The sequence below is a fragment of the Leptolyngbya sp. UWPOB_LEPTO1 genome (assembly GCF_017302695.1).
GTDB lineage: Bacteria > Cyanobacteriota > Cyanobacteriia > Leptolyngbyales > Leptolyngbyaceae > Leptolyngbya > Leptolyngbya boryana.
Genome location: NZ_JAFLCJ010000038.1, coordinates 1 through 22,144, shown reverse-complemented (window position 1 = coordinate 22,144; position 22,144 = coordinate 1). Strand labels below are relative to the sequence as shown.

The 22,144-nt window shown below is 43.8% G+C and carries 15 protein-coding genes; 1 reads left to right on the top strand and 14 read right to left on the bottom strand.

Going from position 1 to position 22,144, the window contains the following annotated elements:
- Positions 1-15 precede the first annotated feature (15 nt).
- The 11 genes from J0L70_RS29950 to J0L70_RS29900 all read right to left on the bottom strand — a co-directional run bounded on the left by J0L70_RS29950 (position 16) and on the right by J0L70_RS29900 (position 15,849).
- Positions 16-1,161, bottom strand: a complete 1,146-nt coding sequence (locus tag J0L70_RS29950; RefSeq protein ID WP_287457008.1) for a hybrid sensor histidine kinase/response regulator — start codon at positions 1,159-1,161, stop codon at positions 16-18.
- 336 nt (positions 1,162-1,497) lie between these two features.
- Positions 1,498-2,187, bottom strand: coding sequence for an ATP-binding response regulator (locus tag J0L70_RS29945; RefSeq protein ID WP_287457006.1), 690 nt, complete (start codon positions 2,185-2,187; stop codon positions 1,498-1,500).
- Positions 2,188-3,418: 1,231 nt separating this feature from the next.
- Positions 3,419-4,489, bottom strand: a complete 1,071-nt coding sequence (locus tag J0L70_RS29940; RefSeq protein ID WP_287457005.1) for a hybrid sensor histidine kinase/response regulator — start codon at positions 4,487-4,489, stop codon at positions 3,419-3,421.
- Positions 4,490-4,498: 9 nt separating this feature from the next.
- On the bottom strand, positions 4,499-8,638 hold the full coding sequence (locus tag J0L70_RS29935) for a GAF domain-containing protein (RefSeq protein ID WP_287457004.1): 4,140 nt from the start codon (positions 8,636-8,638) through the stop codon (positions 4,499-4,501).
- A 100-nt stretch (positions 8,639-8,738) separates the two neighbouring features.
- A complete protein-coding gene (locus J0L70_RS29930; protein ID WP_287457003.1) occupies positions 8,739-9,830 on the bottom strand; it encodes a hybrid sensor histidine kinase/response regulator in 1,092 nt (363 codons plus the stop codon).
- A gap of 1 nt (position 9,831) precedes the next feature.
- A complete protein-coding gene (locus J0L70_RS29925) occupies positions 9,832-10,548 on the bottom strand; it encodes a response regulator transcription factor (RefSeq protein WP_287457002.1) in 717 nt (238 codons plus the stop codon).
- Between the two features lie 12 nt (positions 10,549-10,560).
- Positions 10,561-11,331: a sensor histidine kinase gene (locus J0L70_RS29920; RefSeq protein ID WP_287457001.1), complete on the bottom strand. Its 771-nt coding sequence runs from the start codon at positions 11,329-11,331 to the stop codon at positions 10,561-10,563.
- A 97-nt stretch (positions 11,332-11,428) separates the two neighbouring features.
- Positions 11,429-11,872, bottom strand: a complete 444-nt coding sequence (locus tag J0L70_RS29915; protein ID WP_287457000.1) for a response regulator — start codon at positions 11,870-11,872, stop codon at positions 11,429-11,431.
- Positions 11,873-12,045: 173 nt separating this feature from the next.
- Positions 12,046-12,489, bottom strand: a complete 444-nt coding sequence (locus J0L70_RS29910) for a response regulator (protein ID WP_287456999.1) — start codon at positions 12,487-12,489, stop codon at positions 12,046-12,048.
- A 1-nt stretch (position 12,490) separates the two neighbouring features.
- A complete protein-coding gene (locus J0L70_RS29905) occupies positions 12,491-13,948 on the bottom strand; it encodes a sensor histidine kinase (protein ID WP_287456998.1) in 1,458 nt (485 codons plus the stop codon).
- A 107-nt stretch (positions 13,949-14,055) separates the two neighbouring features.
- Positions 14,056-15,849 carry a PAS domain S-box protein gene (locus tag J0L70_RS29900; RefSeq protein ID WP_287456997.1) on the bottom strand — a complete coding sequence of 598 codons (1,794 nt, stop codon included), beginning with the start codon at positions 15,847-15,849 and terminating at the stop codon, positions 14,056-14,058.
- 232 nt (positions 15,850-16,081) lie between these two features.
- Between J0L70_RS29900 and J0L70_RS29895 the strand changes: the two genes are divergently transcribed.
- Complete coding sequence (locus tag J0L70_RS29895; RefSeq protein ID WP_287456996.1) at positions 16,082-17,191, top strand: response regulator; 1,110 nt, start codon at positions 16,082-16,084, stop codon at positions 17,189-17,191.
- A gap of 28 nt (positions 17,192-17,219) precedes the next feature.
- Here the strand turns inward: J0L70_RS29895 and J0L70_RS29890 are convergent, their stop codons facing one another.
- The 3 genes from J0L70_RS29890 to J0L70_RS29880 all read right to left on the bottom strand — a co-directional run bounded on the left by J0L70_RS29890 (position 17,220) and on the right by J0L70_RS29880 (position 21,921).
- Positions 17,220-19,955, bottom strand: coding sequence for a fimbria/pilus outer membrane usher protein (locus J0L70_RS29890; RefSeq protein WP_287456995.1), 2,736 nt, complete (start codon positions 19,953-19,955; stop codon positions 17,220-17,222).
- 190 nt (positions 19,956-20,145) lie between these two features.
- Positions 20,146-20,817 (bottom strand): fimbria/pilus periplasmic chaperone, encoded by a 672-nt coding sequence (locus J0L70_RS29885; RefSeq protein WP_287456994.1) that lies wholly within the window; start codon positions 20,815-20,817, stop codon positions 20,146-20,148.
- Between the two features lie 585 nt (positions 20,818-21,402).
- Positions 21,403-21,921, bottom strand: a complete 519-nt coding sequence (locus J0L70_RS29880; RefSeq protein WP_287456992.1) for a hypothetical protein — start codon at positions 21,919-21,921, stop codon at positions 21,403-21,405.
- Positions 21,922-22,144: the final 223 nt, after the last annotated feature.

Sequence of the window (22,144 nt, the reverse complement as noted above, 5' to 3'; positions counted from 1 at the left end):
AAATTACGGGTAAAACTATTGCATCGAACTGGTTTCAATCAGTGGAATGGTGACTGTCACGGTTGTTCCTTCACCGATCGCGCTTTGTAATGTAATTTGCCCACCATGGAGTTCAACATACTGTTTGACGATCGACAATCCTAATCCAGTACCAGAGATTGTTCTCACGTTACTGGCTCGGTAGAATGATGTGAACAATCGAGATTGATCTGAAATGGGAATTCCAATTCCTTGATCCTGAATCTGAAAAACAACCTCTTTCTCGCTATAGATACAGGAAATCTGAATCGCGCTTCCTGGGGGAGAGTATTTAATCGCGTTTGATAGGAGGTTGGCAAGCACTGGGCGCAGCAGTTTGGTATCGAGATAGACCTGAATAGACGGCGGAGTCTCGATTGAGACTGCCCTGCCATTTTGCTCTCTTAGCGAGAGAGTAATGGTATAGCGATCGTTCGCTTGAAACCTTGCAACTTCCAGTGTGGTACTGCAAAACTGCACAAGATCGATGGATTCAGGCTGACAATGGAGATCGGTTGATTCAGCCTCGCCTAGGGCAAGAACATCGGTCACTAAATCATTGATTTGTCGTACTGACTCTCGTATCCGTTGAAGACAGAGTTGCTGTTTATCAGTTCTTGCAAGTTCAATATAGTGTTCTAGAAGTTCCGCGGAAACTAGAACGATATTGAGAGGATTCCGAACCTCGTGCGATACGATCGAGATAAATCTCGACTTCAGTTCACTGAGTTCCTGTTGTTCCTTGAGGGCTTGACGGATCGCTTGCTCAGCTTTGTGCTTGGAGATGGCAATCTCGATCATTGTTGTTAGCTCTTGCCGATTGAAGGGTTTGTGAACATAACCAAAAGTTGGTGTTGCTTTCGCACGGCTCAAAGTTCTTTCATCAGCATGAGCGGTCAGATAAATAATGGGAATTTGATACAACTCATGCAATTGAGTCGCCGTCTCAATCCCATCTCGATCGAGGGAGATCGAGATGTCCATCAACACTAAATCGGGTTGAGATTGTTCTGCTTGCTGAATCGCTTCATCCGCGCAGATAGCAATTCCAACAATGGTATACCCTGCCCTTGTCAGAGTACGCTTGATATCCAAAGCAATAATATTTTCATCTTCAACAATCAGAATGTTTCCTACACTCATACGTCTAAGCTCTCTGTTGTCAGCAGGCGTAAAGGAGAGATGCCAGAATTAACTGAACTGACATCACCTCACCATAGAGTCTGCAAAATTTAATCAACCAACTTGCTCTGCTGTAAAAATACCAAAGCGCCATCACGCATCACTGGATCGCTCGATACCAAAACGACGTTAACTCAGAGCGTAGAGGGACATAGAACTAACTCGCTGCCACCGCAAGATAGCTATGACATAGAATTATACATATATCTTGTTAGTTTTCAAAAAAAAGTTAGAACCTAGGTAAAAAACGTGATGTCCGACTTGAACATCCTCTCTACCTCTAGTGAAATAGTCTCTTTACTTCAGTAAATCCAGCGTCTTTAACAACCGCACGTTTTCAGAGGTCAAAAGCTCTCGGAGCTCAGTGACTTGATTAACTAAAACGATTTCGCGCGAGCATTCATTTTTCAAAATCTCTAAATAGCGATCGCGTTGTTCACTAGAACATCCCTCCAGCATTTTTAATGCCATTTGTATATTCGCAAGCGGAGCACGCAACCCTTGTGATAGATTTTCAAGAAGCTTTTCTTTATGCTCTGAAAGCATATAAAGTTCTTTTACTTGCTGCTGTAGGGCAGATATTTGAGAGGACTGCTCAACAGCCTGATGCTGAATCTTGGCGCGCTTATCCAATTGCGCCGTTACGGTGCTAAGTAGCTCAGCACCTGTGAATGGCTTTGTTAGGTAATCATCTGCTCCCAACTCCATTCCCTGACGCTGGTCTGAGCGGAGCGATCGAGCTGTAAGAAAAACGAATGGAATACTTGCTGTACTTGGCTCCTGACGTATAGCACACAATACTTCATACCCGTCTAAATCTGGCATCATAATGTCACATAAAATGAGACTAGGTAGATGCTGTTGGGCAAGATGAATCCCTTGCTGTCCTGATCCAGCCGTAATCGCATTAAAGTTTCCTAGCGTTAAGATTTCCAAAATGACATCACGGGTAGCGGCTTCGTTATCGATGACAAGAATTGTATCCATTTGAGTCTGCATATAGTACGTAGAGAGTTAAAGCGCGATCTCTTCAATTATTTGCCACAACACAATATTGTGCTGCACAATATTATTTGCCACAATATTGTGCTACGATTCCCGCCCTTTTAAGCGGCATATGTAATGCTGCTTAAAACTTTTTGCAAGAAAATCGCGTCAAATTCCGTAAGACTAATAGGCTTTAATTCCTAATTATTTCAGTAGAGTTACTCAGTATGTCTGAAATTCGTCTATGTGGTTCTACGGATTCTGCATAGAATAAGCCTGAAAAAACGCCAAGAGATTGTAGAAAAAGAACGCTTTTTCAAAGCTTTCAAGATATTTGGCATACATAGAATACTACGGTTGAATTAGTAAGCAATACGCAGAGCAGGACTTTCAAAGTAACCGTAAAACAGATGAATCTATTAGCAAAAAAAGTTTAGCGAAATGACTCAGGTTTTTTTTGCACAACTGAATTATTGTGAAGCCAAACGACATAACAGTGGAGGGAAACAGATCCGGTGCGTTTGCTGTCGAGCACCTAGACAACCAAAAGAAGATCATCTGCGTTTGGAGATGCCACTGATCCAAACGCATTCACTCGATCTAGAACTGCTTTAAATTGCCACATCTGACCACGCAATCAGATGGCAAAAACTGCTGAGGGCGAAGAAGTTCTCAGATGCCTCTTAAAGCATCTCTGATTTTTCCCCAGCCCCAATCTGATCAATCAACCGCTATGCATTGAAACTGGAGGAGCGGCTTCTAGAGTTCGTATTCTAGTTACGGTAGATGGACTTGCTTCCTTTATAGGTAATGTCCATTGATGGAAGCAATCATCGTTCATATTGCAAAAAAAACTGCCATACTGCTCAGAACAACGGAGGATTGAACAGCTCGTGTTTAATACTGAAGGAGGAAACAGATGGCAAACCGTTCAATAGTGATGACTGGGGCAGCGATGAGTGAGGCTTGCAGCCCGAACTTCAGCATCATATTGACAGAGACAAAACACAACGATTAGAGCGCACGAATGGTATCGTACGACAACAGACCGGACGCTAGCATCGACGGCAGAACAAAGTTGGTACAGTTTAGGAACAGACAACAGACTCAATCAGTGTGAGTAACTTCAATTAGATTGGGCAGCGTCGCCGGTGTTAATTTACTGCTGCACAGCGAGCCGGATTGTCCACTCGCAAGCATCCTGAAGGAAGTATCCTGAAGCAACTATCGGCTATAGCTCGATCGTAAAGATTGATCCACGGGGTTGATTGGGCTCAACTGAAATCTGTCCATGATGAGCCTCGACTACAAGTTTACAAAATGCTAAGCCCAGACCCGTCTGAGATACAGAATTGAGCACCTCCCCGATTTCAAATTTCTCAAACAATCGTTGTTGAACTTCTTCACTGACTCCTCGTCCTTGATCCTGAATTTGAATCCGAACTCGACAACCTACAGGCGAATCTATTTTTAGAACCACCTGGGTGTTAGGCAAGGAGAACTTTAATGCATTAGACATCAAATTATCTAACACCCGACGCATTAAAGTTGCATCTGCCAAAAGCTTACCCGTTGTTTCAGAAAAGTCCCAAACGATATTGATATTCTGTTGCTCTGCGATCTCTTGAAAATCAGCGATCGCATTCTGTGCAAGTTCACAGATATCAATCTCGTCAAGCTTCAGTGACAGCACACTTGCATCCATTTTTGCCATGATGAGCAAACTATCGACCATCTCTTCTAACCGTCGTCCTGAATATTCAATTTGCTTGAGTTTCTGCTGCTGCCTCTCAGTTAGTCCGTGAAGCTTCATAATGCGACAGGCCAAGAAGATGTTGGTGATTGGATTTCGCAAATCGTGAACAATCATATTTGACATGTCTTCACGAAGTTTGAGCATGTCTTGAAGTGCATCATATTGCTGTTTGAGTCGCAGCATTGATTTTAACCGTGCTCGTAATTCTAAGCCGTTAATTGGTTTCGCGACAAAATCATCAGCCCCCAATTCTAAGCACTGAGATAGGTTCTCTTTTGAACCGAGGGCAGTTACCATAATGATGGGAATATGTTTCAAAGCAGGCTGGCTTTTGATTCGGCGACAGACTTCAAGTCCACTCAAATCTGGCATCATGACATCTAACAAAATCAGATCGGGCTGATGCACTTCAAGCTTTGCTAATGCTTCAAACCCATTGGATGCGTAAATTAATTCGTAAGCATCTTTGTGCAGCAAAATTTTGATGACTTCAAGATTATTCGGTTCGTCATCGACGACTAAAATAGAGACAGTTGGTTGAATCACAATACAGCCTTAATTTCTAACAAGTTGCTGAACAGCTTGAACCAGTTCTCGTAGTTTGACTGGTTTAGCCATATATTGAGTTGCGCCGATGGCAATACACCGCTCTCGATCTCCAGGCATTGCCAATGCGGTCAGAGCGATGATTGGAACCTCAGAAAGCGTGAAATCTTGGCGAATATGCTGGATAGCAGTAAGCCCATCCATCCTAGGCATCTGAATATCCATCAGAATGAGATTCGGCGTACAGGCCTTGGCCAGTTGAACCGCTTGTAAGCCATCTTTAGCAACCATGAGTTGATAGCCCTGGCTCGATAGATAATCTGAAAACACGATCGTATTCTCTTCATTGTCTTCAGCTAGCAAAATAAGGGGTGGGTCAGAGGAAACGATAGAAGTGATGTCATCAGCGCAATAGAGCGGGAATCGCTCTATCTCAGGCAGAAGCGTATTGCTTTCAGGGATTGAATAGGGAAGACGAATTCTGAACTGGCTTCCTTGACCCACTTGGCTCTCAACTGTGATTTCGCCATGATGAAGTTCAACAATCTGTCGAACTAAGGCTAACCCTAAGCCAGTTCCAGCATACTTTCGATCTAAATCACTATCGATCTGAACAAAAGACTGAAAGAGCTTTTCAATATTCTCTGGCGCAATTCCTATTCCAGTATCAGTCACACTGAAATAGATACTTTGCGACTTGAGATCAGGTTGGACTTCTAAGACAATGCGCCCTCCTGCATCTGTGAATTTAACTGCATTACTGAGCAGGTTGATGAGTGCTTGGCGGAATCTGCGATCGTCGACCAAAACGCTTCCAGCAGTTTCAGGAATTTCGGTTGCAACTTGGATACCTTTCGCAAGTGCCATTTGCCGAATAAAACTGAGACTTGATTCACATAAGCTCTTCACAGAAACAGAAGTAATCTGCAATTCTATCTTACCTGACTCTATTTTAGCAAGGTCAAGAATGTCGTTGATCAAGTCAAGGAGATGTTTGCCACTTCGCTCAATAATCGAAATGGATTTCTTTTGTTGATCGTTTAACAACCCGTACATTTCATCCAGTAATCCATCTGACATCCCTAGGATTGCATTGAGTGGAGTGCGGAGCTCATGACTCATGTTTGCCAAAAACTCATCTTTCAGACGAGTAGCCCGAGCTAACTCTGAATTGATGACTGCTAGTTGATTATTGGTTTGCTGAAGTACCTCTTCGCCTTGCTTGCGAGTGATTGCAGTCGCGACATACGTCGTAATCGTCTTTGCAAGTTTAATTTCTTCAGCGGTGAACTGATGAGGAGCATCGTAGTAAATTACTATTTTGCCTAAATGCCTCCCTTGATAACGAATTGGAAAAGATGCACTGGCTTTGATTCCCTCAGCTTCACGCATTAAATCCAAGGATTCAACGCCCGCTTCCTCTTGCGAATCAGCAATAATTACCGTTTTAGAATCAATCTGCTTGTTAGAAGTTGCGAGATAGCTCTCAACTACCTTTTTATACTCCTCGCTAATCCCAAGAGAGGCTTGATATCGAGGGATACCGCAAGCATCTGGAACCAAAACAGCAACACAACTTGTTTTGAGAATATGGCACATTCCATTCAGAGCAGCTGTATAGATCTTTTCAATTGTTGGTGCTCGATTGATAGCAATGACGAGATGGTATAACTTATTCAATCGCTCGACTCGAAGACTCAGCGCTGCTTCTGTTTTTTGATGCTCTGTAATTTCTTCAATCAGTTGTTGATTCGTTTGGGTCAATTCTACAGTCCGTTGCTCAACATGCTGTTCTAACTCCAAATTCAAGCGCTGAAGCGCCTGCTCAGCATTTTTACGGTTCGTGATATCTCCAATTGTACCAATGTAACCGATAACATTGCCTTGCTTGTCCCGCTCTGGAACGACCTGACTCCATACCCAGACAATTCCATCTTCCCTCTGAAAACGACACTCAGCCGAAAATGGCACTTGCTGATTCATCGATCTGTTCCATGCCGCCAAAACCCGATGACGGTCACCCTCGTGTATTACACGGCTCCATCCAATGCCTAGAGCATCTTGAGTGTCTATCCCAGCAATTTCGCAGTAGCGATCGTTGACATAGAGACAATGCCCTTTTGCATTAGTACGAAATATCCCAACGGGAGCTGCTGCTGCTAATGCTGCATATCGTCGCTGGCTCCTACCAAGTGCCACCGTGGCGCGTTTTTGCTCTAATGCTAATGAGATAGCAACAACAGCAGCTCGTATGAAATCGATTTCTAGTGTTTCCCAGAAAATAGTTTCTTGATGCTGATCGAATCTTATAAAACCAAAGAAATCACCCTCTATCATTAAAGGAATGATTAGAATTGCAGCTACATTCTGAGGCGCAAGAAAGGCTTGCTCAGAGCGCGAAAAAGTATGTAGGCAACCCGCAATAATTTCTCCAGATTCCAGAGTTTTCATCCATCGAGGTGGAAACACTCGAACGGAAGTTTCGTCGAAACTTTCGTCAGTCAGTGCCGTATTCCATTCAATCTGATTGCTGTCAGACTGCCATGTTGCTCTTTGATAGACTTGTGTAATCGGGCCCTTCTCTTTCCGTTTTTCATGGATCGAAATACAGGTTGCACCTGATGCTGATCCTAACAATTCTAGAACTTTACTGTAAACGTCCTCATCTTGTTCAAGATCGAGTAGCTCTTGTTGAATTTTGACGAGTGCTGTTAACAGCTGTTCACGTTTTTTGAGTGCAACTTGTGCTCTTTGACGCTCAGTAATATCTTCAGCAATACAGAGCAAATATTCTGGTTCATTGCTTTCACCCTGAACTGGAATTCTGATTGTACGCAGTAGGCGTTGCCCTAAATTTTGACAATTTACTAATTCTTCAGGAGTACTGACAGCAACGCCTTGAATAATTGCTTCTTGGTCTTTTTCTCGGAAATGGTTGGCTTGCAGCTTTGGAAAGAGATCATAATCAGTTTTCTCTAAAACATCACGAGCAGCAAATCCAAACAACTGTTCACTTGCACGGTTCCATAGCTTAAATGCTCCAAAGCTTTCTGCTTTTGTCTCTTTAACGCAGATTGCTACAGGTAGATAATCAATCATTGCCTGTAGGAAATTTCGAGATCGTTGAATTTCTTCCTCAGCTCGTTGACGCTCAGCAATCTCAGTCTGAGCTCGCTCTAAAGCAGTTGCTTGCTGGATTGCGATCGAAATCTGCCCTGCAAGCTGATCCAATAAGTCTAGCTCCGAGTTCTGCCATTGCCGAGGCGCAGAGCATTGATGAGCAATCAGCAACCCCCAAAGTTGAGCATTTTCTTGCCCAACTTTGGATGAATCAGGGTTTATTCCCTCAAATAGTAAAATAGGAACTACAAGATTCGCTTGAACCTGAAATTGTTCAAGCATTTGGATGTGACAGGGGTCTAATCCTGCTGTGTAGATATTGGTGATAGCTTTTTTCTGCCCTTGTTGATATGGGCCGCCGAAGTTGGCCTGAAAACAAGTATCATCGATTTCTACATTAAGAGTAGATGCCCATTCTGGTAAGACCGATTCTGCTGCAATTTTTCCACTCATATCGGGGGCAAATCGAAACACGACAACCCGATCTGCTTTAAGCAGCTGACGAACTTCGTTGACAACTGCTTGTAGCACTTCTTCTAAGTTCAGAGAGCGCCGAATTCGAGATGCAATATCCCAGATCAGTCGCTGTTCATCCCGACTCTGTTCAAGTTGTCGTACGAGTCGAGAGCGCTCAATGACGTTTTGAACTGCTCGACATAGAGTGGCTGGATTAAGCGTTGCTTTTCCTAAGCAATCATAAGCTCCATGTTGCATTGCCTCAGAAACTAAAGCTAAATCTTCTTGATCAGTGAGCAGAATGACTGGAATATTCATTCGCTGCTCATGAAGCTTCAGATAGCTTAAAATCTCCAAAACATTTTTCAAATAGCTTGAGGAAACGCTTAGTAAAATGACATCTGGAAATCCTTGCTGGAGTAGAATAGAAGGCTGAGAGTGAGCCCCTGCTTCAATGATGTGATAGGAATACTGTAGATCTTGCTTCAAAAAAGCACGATACAAAGCCCGATCTTGCTGATGATCGTCAATGATCAGAATTGTATAGGGCTTTGGCTTTTGAGTATCTAACATATTCACAGGAACTAACTAAAGCGAATGTAAGCAATTACGTCGGTTATATTCTAAGAGCGTGAAGATTTCGAGAAGATCATTGGCTCAAATGCTAGTATGGTCAACCTGCGTTCGGTAAGATTAGGTGAATACAGGTGCGCTGCCCAGGGGTACTCTCGATAGTCAGTTGCCCCCCGTACACTTCAGCAAGTTGCCTCGCGATCGTCAGTCCTAGTCCTGCACCTTGCTGCTCGTGAACTCTCCGGTCAAACTGCATGTAAGCTCTCAAATTGCGAATCTGCTCTGGTGTCATACCGCGACCCATATCAGTCACTTCAAGATGGAAACCATCTGTATCAGTATCACCTCGTACCCAGACGGGCGTTCCCATTGGCGAAAATTTGAAAGCGTTATCGATTAATTCTTCGATCAGCTTCCGTAAATGAGCTTCGGAAATCGCTAATTTGACCTCCCGTATTTCAATGCCTAAATCACGGATGCGCTCCACTTGATGGGCTTTCTCATACGCAACTTGAGAAATGATTGGTTTGGCAGAGATAGGGGGACAGTTTTGCCAGCTTTGAAGTTTTGCTGGATGGTGTTTAAGAAGTTCTAGTTCTGCGTGTAGAAGAAAATTTTGAGTGAGTCGGTGTAAACGCAGGGCTGAGCTTTTGATCGCTTGAGCAATCTCAAAAGTCTCTTCTGGTTCTGTTTCAGGATCAAAAATTAATAGTTCACACATCCCGATAATGCCATTGAGAGGCGTATTTAGCTCGTGAGGGAGAGACAGTGTAATACTCTGAGACAACTCTCCTAATTGAGCTTGAGTCTGCTGCTGAACTCGCTCTTGCTTATCGAGTTGTGTATGAATGACTCGGAGCAGTTCGTCTGGTTCAAAGGGCTTTGTCAGATAATCATTCGCCCCACCTTCCATTCCTTGACGCAGGCTTGAGTAGTCGCTTTTTGCAGTTAAGAAGATCAGTGGAATCGTTGCAGTGGCTTGATAAAGACGCAATCCTTCTAATACATGATATCCGTCCATCTCGGGCATCATAATATCGCAGATAATCAAGTCCGGCATATCGTGCTGGGCAATCTGTAAGCCTGATGCTCCGTCCGGGGCAGTGACGGCATCGAAATTTGAGAGAGTTAGAATCTCTTGGATGTTTTCGCGAACTTGTGGTTCGTCTTCAATCACTAAAATCTTCTTCATATCAGGGGCTAATGAGCTTGTACTGTTGAAGCAATCGCGTTGTTTCAGGGGTTAATAGAGCTTGTAACTGCTCAATTTCGTCTAAAAGTTTGACTTCGCGATCGCATTCCACCTTTAAAATCTTGAGATAGCGATCTATAGCGGTTTGAGGATCAACAGTTTCCATCATCTGAATCGCTAGGTTGATATTGGAAACGGGATCCCGCAAATTTTGAATGAGCTTATGCAGCAGTTCTGCGTTGATCTCTTCTTGCTTCTGGGTAACTTCTAGCTTTTGTTGATGCTGCTGTAGGTTATATCTTAGCTTTCGAGTTTTCCGTTGCTCCCTGGTAACCCGCTCCGCAACAGTTTCTTGTCGTTTGAGACGGCTCTCGATCGTCGTTAATAGCTCATCAGGTTCAAACGGCTTAGTGAGATAGTCATCTGCGCCTAGATTCATCCCCTGCCGTTGGTCACTTCGCTCAACTCTAGCAGTAAGAAAGATTAAAGGAATTGTTGCTGTGTAAGGGCTTTGGCGTAGATTTTCTAAGACACCAAAGCCATCTAATTCTGGCATCATAACATCGCAGATAATCAAGTCTGGGCGATGAGACTTCGCAAGCTCTAGCCCTATATGTCCATCTGCGGCGGTAATTACATCAAATTCAGCCAATTCTAGAATTTCAGCAATATTATCTCGAATTTGGGTTTCATCCTCAATCACCAATATCGTCTTCATAAATTTACGTGGCTAGGATTGTTCAGATAGTGTTATTGGAATAACAACTGTGAACAGTGTTCCTACATTTGGCTCGCTCATAACAGAGATTTTACCTTGATGAAGTTCTACACATTTTTGCACGATCGCAAGCCCTAGTCCCGTTCCTGGAATTGTGCCAACATTTTTTCCTCGATAGAATGGCTGAAAGACTTGCGCTTGCTCACTGGTATCAATTCCAATTCCTTGGTCTTCGATCGCGAAAACAAGGTCCTGCTGCTGAATCGTCAAACTGAATTTGACTGTAGTTTGTTCAGGCGAATACTGAATCGAGTTTGAAATCAGATTCACAAAAATTTGTCGGAGTAGTTTTCTATCTAAATAAAGCTGACCGCTTTGTTCTAGGGACTGAATTTTACTCTCAGCCAGAACTAAACCCTGAATCGTATGATTTGACGTGCTAAGTTGCATCTCGTCAATGAGCGCTTGAAAAAATTTGAGCAGCAATAGAGACTCAGGCTGAAAAGCTAAATGCCCAGTTTCTGCCTTATTGAGCAGCAAGATGTCGTCCAAGAGTTGGGTGGTATGTCTTACATAAGTTTGAATACGCTGCAAATGCTTGCGACGTTTCTGCTCATCGAGCTGTTCGCCAAAATCATTCAGTATTCCTGCTGAAGAGGCAATCACAGCAAGGGGCGTTCGCAATTGATGAGACGCCATTGAGATGAAACGAGATTTCAGCTCGATCAACTCTTTTTCAGAGTCAGACAAGCTTTTTGATGATTGGAGGGCTTTCTTATTCATACCTCTTAGTGTATAAAAATAGAAACCTCAAATCTTCCGAGTTTAGGACTTATTTTTATACGTAGATTTTTGTCATTTTTAAGCAATACACTCCGTACTAATCATGAGAATCTCGATATCGTGGATTGACATCAGTGCGGTTGCGTGCAGATAGAATGGCTCTCATCAATTGCTGGATTGTTGTTTCATCTTTCACTAAATAATTTTGCGCTCCTGCCCTTATGGCTTGTGAGGCAAGATCTTCATCTCCTAAACCTGTTAAGACAACGATTGGAATTTCTGGCAATGCAGATTGAAACGCTTGAATTGCTTCTAATCCTTCTGCATCAGGAAGACTTAAATCCAGCAATACAACATCAAAACTGCGATTGCCCTTCATGAGTTCGGTAAATTCATAGCAGACCTCGATCCCCTCTGCTAAGGTTTCAACGTGTACCATCTGCCAGTTTCGTTGTCCGACCCGTGCAAAGAGCCGCCGTATTAATTCAGCATCTGCTAAATTATCCTCTACCAGTAATATCTGTGTAGACTGTTCGTCCATAGCAATGCTTGAAAGTCGCTCCTACCCCTTTAATTTATATGACGATTATGCGCTAAAGCAACTTCTTTGCTATTCAAAGTTCGGGTGGTTCCCACATTCAGGAATGCGGGAATTTCTATCGACTTTATGATTGAATTGGCAGAAAGAGCAAGTTCGTCGAGATAGATCTTACCTTAAAGACCAGGAAGACAAGCAATCGCCAGCCAGAAATTGAGAAGTTGCTGAGTTGCGTGAATAAATTCTTGCGCCTCGATCGGCTTGATAACATAGCAATTGGCTTGCAATTGATAGGCTTTTAGAATGTCTCGTGGATCTGAAGAAGTAGTGAAAATGATCACAGGAATATGCTTCAAACTGGAATCAGCTTTAATGTAAGTTAGAACTTCTTGACCAGACATACCAGGTAAATTGAGGTCAAGCAATACCAATCTAGGGTGATTTTTATCGACAATTTCTGCTCTCTGACGTAGAAATTGAAGGGCTGCTTCTCCGGTTTCTACCCAGTGAAGTTGAGCAGTCATTTGACTTTGACTGATGCCTCTCATCATGAGATAAGCATCACTTGGCGTATCTTCGACTAGCAGAACGGTAACGCCTGGGTCAAGCTGAGTATCCATATCAAGCTTTAGAAATGAGAGTAAAGTAGAATGTTGTGCCAGAACCTAGCTCAGACTCTGCCCATATCTTTCCCCCATGTGCTTCAACAACTCGCTTGCAAATTGCTAAGCCGATACCTGTCCCAGGAAAGTCACTTCGAGGGTGTAACCTTCTAAATACTTCAAAGATACGATCGAGATATTTATGTTTAATCCCGATCCCGTTATCTCTTACAAAGAAGAGGTGTTCAGTTTCTTGCTCTTGCAGTTGGGTAGAACGACTTCCAATATAAATTTTGGGGGACTGTTCTCTTTGAAACTTGATGGCATTCGCAATCAGATTTTGGAAAAGCTGCATGAGTTGAGTTTGATCTACATTGATCGTTGGGAGAGAGTCCAATTCAATCTCTGCATGACTTTCTGCGATCGCAACTTGTAAATTGACTAAGGCTTGCTGCACGACTGCATTGCAGTTGACTAAAGTTCTTTTAAGATTGCTTGTTCCCGTTCGTGAGTACGTGAGCAAATCTTTGATGAGCGCCTGCATATGTTGCCCGCCACCAATGATATAGCTTAAATATTGATCAGCTGTGTCATCGAGCTTGTCCCGGTAGTCCATTTCAAGCAGTTGGCTGTAGCTAATAATGGCTCGGAGCGGTTCGCGCAGATCGTGAGAGGCGATATAAGCAAATCGCTCCAATTCTTGATTCGATCGCTGAAGTTCGCAATTGAGAGCATTCAATTCTAACGTTCGCGCTTCGACTTTCGCTTCTAGCTGTAATTTTGATTCTTGAAGTGACTGATTGACATCAGCAAGTTCAGCTGTTCGTCGCTTGACTCGCTCAGTCAGTTCAGTCTTCGTTCGTCTAAAGAGCCAATACAGGCAAAGCAGTAACCCCAGGCTAATCAGGTAGCCCATTACAGCAAGACGAGTACTTAAAACGACATTTTCCCTGGTGGCCTTAATCCTTTGCTGCATCAAATCGAATTCTATAGCTTTCAATTCGTCAAGTTTCTTCTGAACTTTTTGCTGTGCTTTCCAACCTTGATTTGTCAGTTCGATTTGTCTTTGACTATCAGAAGGATCTTTATCGAAATCCTCGATCGATTGTCTGACAATCTCTAATCGAGCAGCAACTAAAATGTCAATTTCATTAATCCGCTGCTGTTGGCTGAAATTATCTTGGGTCAATTCACGAAGCTCTATTAGCTGCTGCTGCGTCTTCCGAATCGCGCCATAGTACAAATCTAGATAAGTGGATTGTCGAGTAATCACGTATGCACGTCTACTTCCTTCGACAAACCGCACGTCGCTAAATAGGCGATCCAGCTTATTGATGACCTGGTCTGTGTGTATAACCCATTGTTGAGCGTCAACTAGGTTTTCAATGCTGCGAAGCGACGCAATGCCTGCTCCTAAGAGCAGCAGAAGGGCTAGACCCATTCCACCAGACATTAGCCGATCATGAGCTCGTTTCATATCTAGTAAGATGTGACAGTTTGGTTGATTAAACTCGATCGAGCGCTATAAATCTTGAAATGATTCGGAATTCTTCAACTCGTGACAACAGTTCAGCAAATTCTGTTTTATGGTGACTGAGGAATTTTGAAGCTGATTGTGACTTTACTCCCTTCTGAGCGATCGAGATTAACTTCTCCCTGTAGTTTGTTTGCAAATCCACTCACAAGCTGTAACCCCAATGAATCAGTGTTGTAGAAAGTCACGTCTTCAGGAATGCCAATACCATTGTCGGCGATAGACAGAATACAGCGTGCATCTGTGTGCGTCAAGCTCACCCGAATCTTGCCAGTTCGACCCTGAGGAAATGCATGTTTTAGTGCATTAGAGACAAGCTCATTCACAATCAATCCACAAGGGATTGCCGTGTCAATCTCCATCTCAATATCAGCGACATCAAATTCTAAGCCAACAGAACGATCTCTAAATTCATACGATTGAATTAAATTGAGAGAGAGCTTGCGAATATAGTCTGAAAAGTTGACTTTTGCTAAACTGTCGGATTGATATAGCCTTTCGTGAAGCAGTGCCATTGCCTCGACACGATTTTGGCTTTCGGTAAACGGCGCTAGAATTTCTGCGTCCTCAATATAGCTTGCTTGCAAATTCAGCAAACTCGATACGGTCTGTAGATTGTTTTTGACACGATGATGGATTTCCTTTAAGAGGATTTCTTTGTCTTGTAGAGATGCTCTGAGCTCTACTTCAGCCTGTTTACGATCGCTGATATCCTCAATCATTCCAATTTGATGGAGAAGTTCACCCGCTTCATTGTGAACTAATGACACCGTAATCCGTACCCAAATAACCTGCTTGTCTTTACGAATAAACCGTTTTTCCAAGCTCATAATTTTTTCATCCGTCTGCATCGCCTGTTGGAGTATCTCAAACTCCTTGTAATAGTCTTCTGGATGAGTAATATCCCAAAACGTTAGAGGCAGCAATTCAGCGCAGGAGTACCCCACAATCTGGCAGAGCCGTTCATTCACCATGAGAAAATGCCCACTCATGGTGGCAATTCCCATTCCTAATGGGCTATCTTCAAACACGCGACGAAATCGTTCTTCATTTCGCCGCACTGCCTCTTCTGCCTGCTTCAAACTCGAGACATCTCGCATCACTGTCAGAACCGAACTCACACTTCCCGCTTGATCAAATTCAGGAACGAGTAGAGTTTGAAAATACGCGACTCCAGTTGCTGAAGTCGCTTTCGAGTACGAGATTTGAGGCTTTCCTGACTCCATAGCCTGACGTGCAGCAGTGTGACATCGGCGGCACTCCTCAGAAGCGACTCCAATTTCTTCCAACGTTTTGCCAATATAAGCTGAACATGGCAGACCTAGCTTTTCGATCGCAGGGTTAACATACAGGAACCTCAACGACCGATCCCGACGCGTGATGATATCGGGAGAGTGTTCGACGAGCGTTCGAAATTCTAATTCACGCTGTCGCAGCTGATATTGAGAATGTTCCAGTTCATTTGTCCGCTCCTGAACTCGGCGTTCTAGGTCTTGATTCATCAGTTGCAGCAGGACTTCAGCTTGTTTCTGTTCTGTAATATCCTCTCCAGTGCCAGCAATGCGATACGCTTCACCTTGATTGTTGTAGACGGGGAACCCACGATCGCGAATCCAACGAATTGAGCCATCGGGTCGTCGAATTCGGTAGGTTACCTCAAAGTTGTTCTTAGGCAACGCTGCGTAGATTGCTTCAACGTGTGTCCAGTCTTCAGGCAGAATGGTACTCTGCCAAAGAGATGCCATATCTTTCATCGCGCTGGTTCGGGGTCTTTGCCAAATTGTCTCAAACGCTGAACTGATGAATAAAATTTCCCGTGTTTCTTGTTCTACTAACCAGAACACGCTCTGAAAGTTTCGATCAAATTGTCTGAATAAATTTTCGTATTCAGACAATTTCGCTTGACTATGGTGCAATTCTTTCTCTAGCTGTGCATTTCTGTTAACTAGTGCGGTAACTTGTTCGGAAGTGAAAAAGGCGAATAAATCTTGACAAGACACGGTTAAAGCGTTTCCACGCGATCAATTGAGCAAAAAAAATGTTACCTCTAAGCGTCTAAGATGTATAACGATTGACATGAAAATTCTATTTGTTGAGGACAATCAGCCCTTGGCTGAACAATTAATCGATGCACTTGAGGATCAGCGGTATACCGTCGAGTTAGCGATCGACGGGCAACAAGGCTGGGATTTCGTGCAGTCGTCCGGCTATGACTTAGTTCTAATGGACATTTCTTTGCCTAAGCTGGATGGAGTGAGCCTATGCCGCCTGATGCGAGTCAACGGTAACCAAACTCCGGTTTTAATGCTCACCGCGAAAAGCACCAGTGAGGATCAAATCTTAGGGCTGGATTCTGGAGCAGATGATTATCTGGTCAAGCCAGTTAGTATTCATGAATTATCTGCTCGAATTCGCGCGCTACTGCGGCGAGGAGGGGCGAAAAGCCCGCCCATTTTAAGTTGGGGGAATTTACAGCTTGATCCCAGCACATTTCAGGTGAAATACGCCGATACGCTTATCCCAGTCACGCCGAGAGAATACACCATTCTTGAACTGATGCTCCGCAATGGGCAGAAAGTCTACAGTCGTAGCGAAATTTTAGATCGAGTCTGGTCATACGAAGATGATACCCCTCGAGAAGACACGATTAAAGCTCATATCAAAGGTCTACGCAATAAATTACGAGGCGTAGGAGCTGCTGATTTAATCGAAACGGTTTACGGTTTGGGGTATCGGCTCAATCCAGAGTATTACGTCTCAAAGCAATGGCAATGCTCCTGCTCATGCCTAACGAAATCTCAAGCGGATCTCATTCTCGAGAAGCTGATTCATCTGGCAAAACGGCTACAGCATCCCTTATGTTTTGCGTTGCTGAACCTAAAGAATCAAACTCAGTACGATAACCTTGATACGGTCGTTCAACAGATTACTGACCAGTTGCAGCATCAGTTAAAACCTGAAGATATCGTCGCTCACACGGGCAAAGGGCAATTCATGATTGGAATTTATGGCATTCCTCGTGAGGCAGGATTGAATCGACTCAACTACATTTTGAGCACTTTGAATCAACTACCGTTCAAGGGTAGAAATCAAGAGATCACGATGAATATCAGCATCGTGCAGTATCCAGAGGATGGAATTGATCTGCGATCGCTCTATCGAGCCGCGATCGCTGCCTTAAAATAATCGATCGCACAGATTGATTTTGCCGATCTCACTCAACTTTGGCGCGCTCAATTTCTCTTGGAGTTCTCGATCGCAAGAGTTTCATCTGTCCAATGTCATAAATACCAGATTGATCGCGCGGAACGTCAAATTGAACCGGACTGAATGAATTCCCAAGCCGTATTTCATATTTTCCAGGCTTAAATCCGCTTAAAGCAAACCGCCCAACCTGATTGGTAAAAATGGTGATTGGCTGCCATTTTGGATCAGAAAGGGATACCACTTCACCACTTTGCAACGAAATGGGCTCACCTTGATCAGTGCTGAGAACTCCTCGTAAAAAGACTGTTGCGTCAGTTCCCACACGGATCAGTGTTCCACTTCGGTAGGTTGGCAGTAAAGCGTAATGAGGACGACCGATTTCAAAGCCTAATGGGATATTGAGCGGGTCAATTCTGAGGGTTGAGACTTGATAGGGCGTAAGGGCAGGAACAACCGCTGCACCAAGGGCATCTGCACGAGCCATATGACCTATGCTGGTTGGATTAATCCCGATCGTTCGCCCCTTCAAATTTCCCTGACGAACAACGAGTGCAAAACTGTTATCGATCGGACGTGACCAACCAAATTGTCCATCCGCGAATACTAATGCAGTTCCAAAGGTTAATCGACTGACGTGGTTGATTGTGCTTGAGCCATCTTGAGCCATCCAGCCATCATGGGAAAGCCCTACATTCGCCCGATATCCGTTATAAGTTAAACGCCCGGTTGCTTTTTGCACACCAGAGTTTGTCGCCAGTGCCAAAGCCCCATTCCAATCGTTACCTAAATTTCCCCCATCAAAATTCCAAGTCAGCTCTCGATTCGCAGCACCTCGGTTACTGAAATTTGTCGTTGCCATGAGGGACTGACCTCGAAGTGGCAAGAGCCAGAGGAGACTGACATACGCACGCTGTTCGTTTTGTCCATTACGATCGCGCTGATGACTAAGGTTCAAATTGAGATTGAGTCCATTGCTGAACGCTCTGGAAAATCCGAGTTCAATGCGATAAGCATCGGGAGTGTCTCCTCGCCCAATTTGATAGCGACCGCCCAAAGTTGTATTAATGTTACTAAACAATTTCTGACTATAATAAGCGGCAAAATCGAGAACAGGCTCTGGATTCGAGCCAATATTTAGGGAGCGCTCTAGCTGTCGAAAATTTGCTCCACGATATTCCAAAGCAAACCGTACAGTTCTTTGGTTAGGGTTATCGCTCCCAATCCGTGTAAAGTCATATTGTAATCTTGCTGCAATATCCGCTCCCAATTTCGCATCATGGCTTGCTGCAATATTCCAAGCCCAGTTCCCCATGCCACTTGCCCAAATGCCCTCAACTCCAACAATCTGACGAGCAGAATTTGCTTGTAGATACCCTCCAAAAGTTAGCGTATTCAGAATGCCCCAGCGATGAGAAGCAGTCAGTGTAGGTTGATTCCAATCATAGGTTCGCGCACCATTCTGCTCATGCGTAATAAACCCTAGACCATATGCAAATTGCTGCAATCCTGGAGCTAACAAATCAGCTGCAACTGCCGCAGGAAAGCTAAGACGCTGAACTCGCCCGACATCGTCAGTAATAATGAGCTGGACATCATTAATCCCTGCATTCAGAGGCAAATCTCGGATATCTTGTTGTCCGGCTGGCAATCGAAGAATTTTAGTAGGACGATCGTTGATCAGCACCTCGACCCTGGATGGTCTTTCTAGAAAAAATTCAAACTGATTCAGAGGGCGCGTCTGGCGATAGGGTTGAAGCGAAAAGTTGCGAGCGATCGTGACTCCCAACATCGGCAGGTTTGTTTGATAGCCTCTCGCTGGCATCGCTACATCTCCTGCAATATAGCGTAGTGCCTTACTCGGATCATCGCGCACCAGTCTCACATCTCGTCTCATCCAGGCGGACTCTTGTCCTTCTCTGAAATCGACGCCGCCTTCCAAAACCCAACCATTCACATTCAATGCTCCCTCCCAATTTAATTGAAGAGGTTGCCGCCCTACCACATTGCCTGACCATGCAAAGTCCTGCCCACCAAGAAGATTAAGATAGGCGCTCACCCGGCTTGGTCGCACGGCATTGGCAGCTTCAGGAGGCATCGGGTTTGCTTGGGAGACATTAGTGCGGCGAGCAGCGGCAGGAACTTGAATTCTGAGTTCGAGTTTGTAAGTGTCAAACTCGGCTTCAAGTTCACTGTTTTTCAGTGCCGAGAGCGTGAGAGTCTCGTTATGCTCAATCTGATTTTGAAGCCGTGTAATCAAATCAGGACGAATGATATCTGCTAGCTTTTCTAAAAGTTCTTTAGCCTGTAGTCGAATTTGCTGAGTGTTAGCATTCGTAAGGACTAAAATTTGACCCTGTCGTTGTTGATCAATGATGAGTGGAACAACAATCTGGCGGGATTGAGTATTGCGAGGTTTTCCAAAAACGCGCTCAAACACTGCATCTGAGTCATCTGGTAAAGAGGATTGGGCAACGGCTTGATTAGAATTCGACTGACTCTTAATCAAAGCTTGTCCGACTGGTTGTCGATTTGAATCGAATTGACGAATATCTCCAGAGCTATGTTTTAGGCTACTAGTGTGAGATAAAACAGAAGACTGAGATGGAGAGCCGTTCTGTTCAATCGCAGTTTTGGTCTGACGATCGTAATGCTCCGAGTAAGTAGGAGAATCTATACTATAAGCCGGCAATACAAATACGAGAGGTAATGCAAGCGGTAATCTGAGATATATCGACTTGAGCATAGCTTTCCTAAATACGATCTTCGCACTAGTTCTAAATCAAAAAGCTTCTCCAACGTGCATTAGAAATTTTCTAACAGAGGGCATTTCAGGAAGCCTGGCTTCTTGCTGTTCTATATCAATGAGCTAAATGAGCTAAAGAACTGTTATGGTCAAAGATGCGGCTTATCGACCATCACAGTCCTGACTGAGATTACTCCTCTTTTGCGAAATCAAAAGAAGCTGTAATTGGCTCATTGGGAAGCTCTTTCGGCAAGGAAATTACAAAACGACGAGTATGTCCGGCTAGAATGACTTGATTGTTAATTTCTTTCAATTGCTCTGGATGAAGCTCAACAACCGTTCCAGATTGAAATTTCAGAGAAAGGTTGAATTTTCTTAGGGCTGCTCTAGCTGTTCCCTCATTCTTTAACATTAGGACTATCTCAGATGTTCCTTTTGCATTTTTCTGAAGAGCAATACTCTGTAGAACGACATTCGGTTTAGTATTCGTTGGTCGAATATATAGAGATCCCATATAGCTCATCAGCACACGCAGTTGTCCTACAGGTTTAGCAACGTCTTGGCTAGGACTAGTTAAGTCGATCGGAAGTTGCTTTGCAACTAAGCGATAAGCTAATTCTTCCTTCGGTTGAGGATTGCCTAGCCAAGTTACCTGTACGGCCTGAACTTCACCAGGCTTCAGTAAAATTTGCGGTGGGTAAATCAAAAAATCCTGATTTGCATCTTGATAGGTTTCTGCGCCATTTAGCTCCATTTGGCGAGTAACAACTGACATTTCAATAGCTACTTTCTCTTTACCATCATTTATAATTTCATAAGATTGCGTTGCTTGAGTGCCTGCTGGAGCAAAAGTTTTAGACATTGGGTGTAATTGAAATGCAACCGATGGCAATGCACTTGACAGCAAGTATAGAAATGGGAATAGAATTAGTCGATAGTATAACTTCATAGTGTTAGTTCTCCGTCACAAAAATCTTTAAGTCAGGCTTGTACTGCTCTGGTTCTAGCAGTAAAGTTGGGGCGTATCAAATGATCTGAATTGATGATGAGCGTAGTTCCTTTAGGATTGCTGGTTTCGATTGATCACTGTGCAACTTTGGCGACGCGTGTTGATATTCGTCCATCCGTATTAAGCTGTAAGTCTGTTGCAAACGGTACTGGGGCTGTATCAAGCGATATGTTTGCGCTTGCAGGTCGAATACCGAGAATCAGTCACAGATAAAGAAACCACACGAAGTTTCATCATTTTTAACCTTCAAGCAGAATTGCCAATTCTCAAGTTCACGGAAAAGCAGAAGATAGAAGCTCAAGAATTTCACCTTCTGCTACAGTTAACCCAAAAAATTGACAAAGAGCATTCACAGAGCAGTCATCTTTTGGGTTAGAGGTAGAACTATTTCTAACCCAAAAGAACTGTCAAACACCTTAAAGTGAGAATGAAGTGTGATTAGTTGTCTTTGACCGAGAGATTGATGGTTGAGGTATAGGCTCCTGGATTTTGCAACGCTCTCGGAGTATAGCGAATATAGAGATCGCGATTGCCATCTACTGCTGCATTCGCTGCAGTAGTAGCATAAGTGTAATCCGTTCCCGAAGCAACTTGGAAGTCACCACTCACTGCTGCCGTGGCGGTGTCCTTAACTACAACTTGATAAGCAATTGTGTCACCTTTAGGTTCTGCCAAATTTCCAGAAGAAACGGTGAGCGTATAGCCCAAAGTATTATTGGTTTCAACGTTCAGACCCGCAACTTTCTGAATTTGTTCTGCACCAGCAGCAGCACCATCAAGTGGCAGAGCTGACGCAGTACCGTTAGGGGTTGCCGTGAGAGCGAGCGTTGGGTTGACAGTGCCGCTGAGCGGAACCGTTCCTGTAGTATCTGCCTTTGCAGAAGATCCAAAAAGAACACTTGCGCCAATCAACAAACCAGAAATCAGAATAGAGCGACTAATGTTCATGTTCAGCATTGATTGATTCTCCAGAAGAAATAGAAGGGTACAAGAAGCCTGAAATAACACCTCTTATTACTAAGCAATAATTCAGACCTGCGGCAACATAGTTCCTATTAACCCGGCAATGATTGAGAGTGCATTGTACTAAGCTGCGTAGGCAATCTTGGGATGCTGAAAGTAGCTTCTGACTCTTGCAGGTAACTTTTGCAGCTTATGAAGATGACTCCGTAACCGCTGA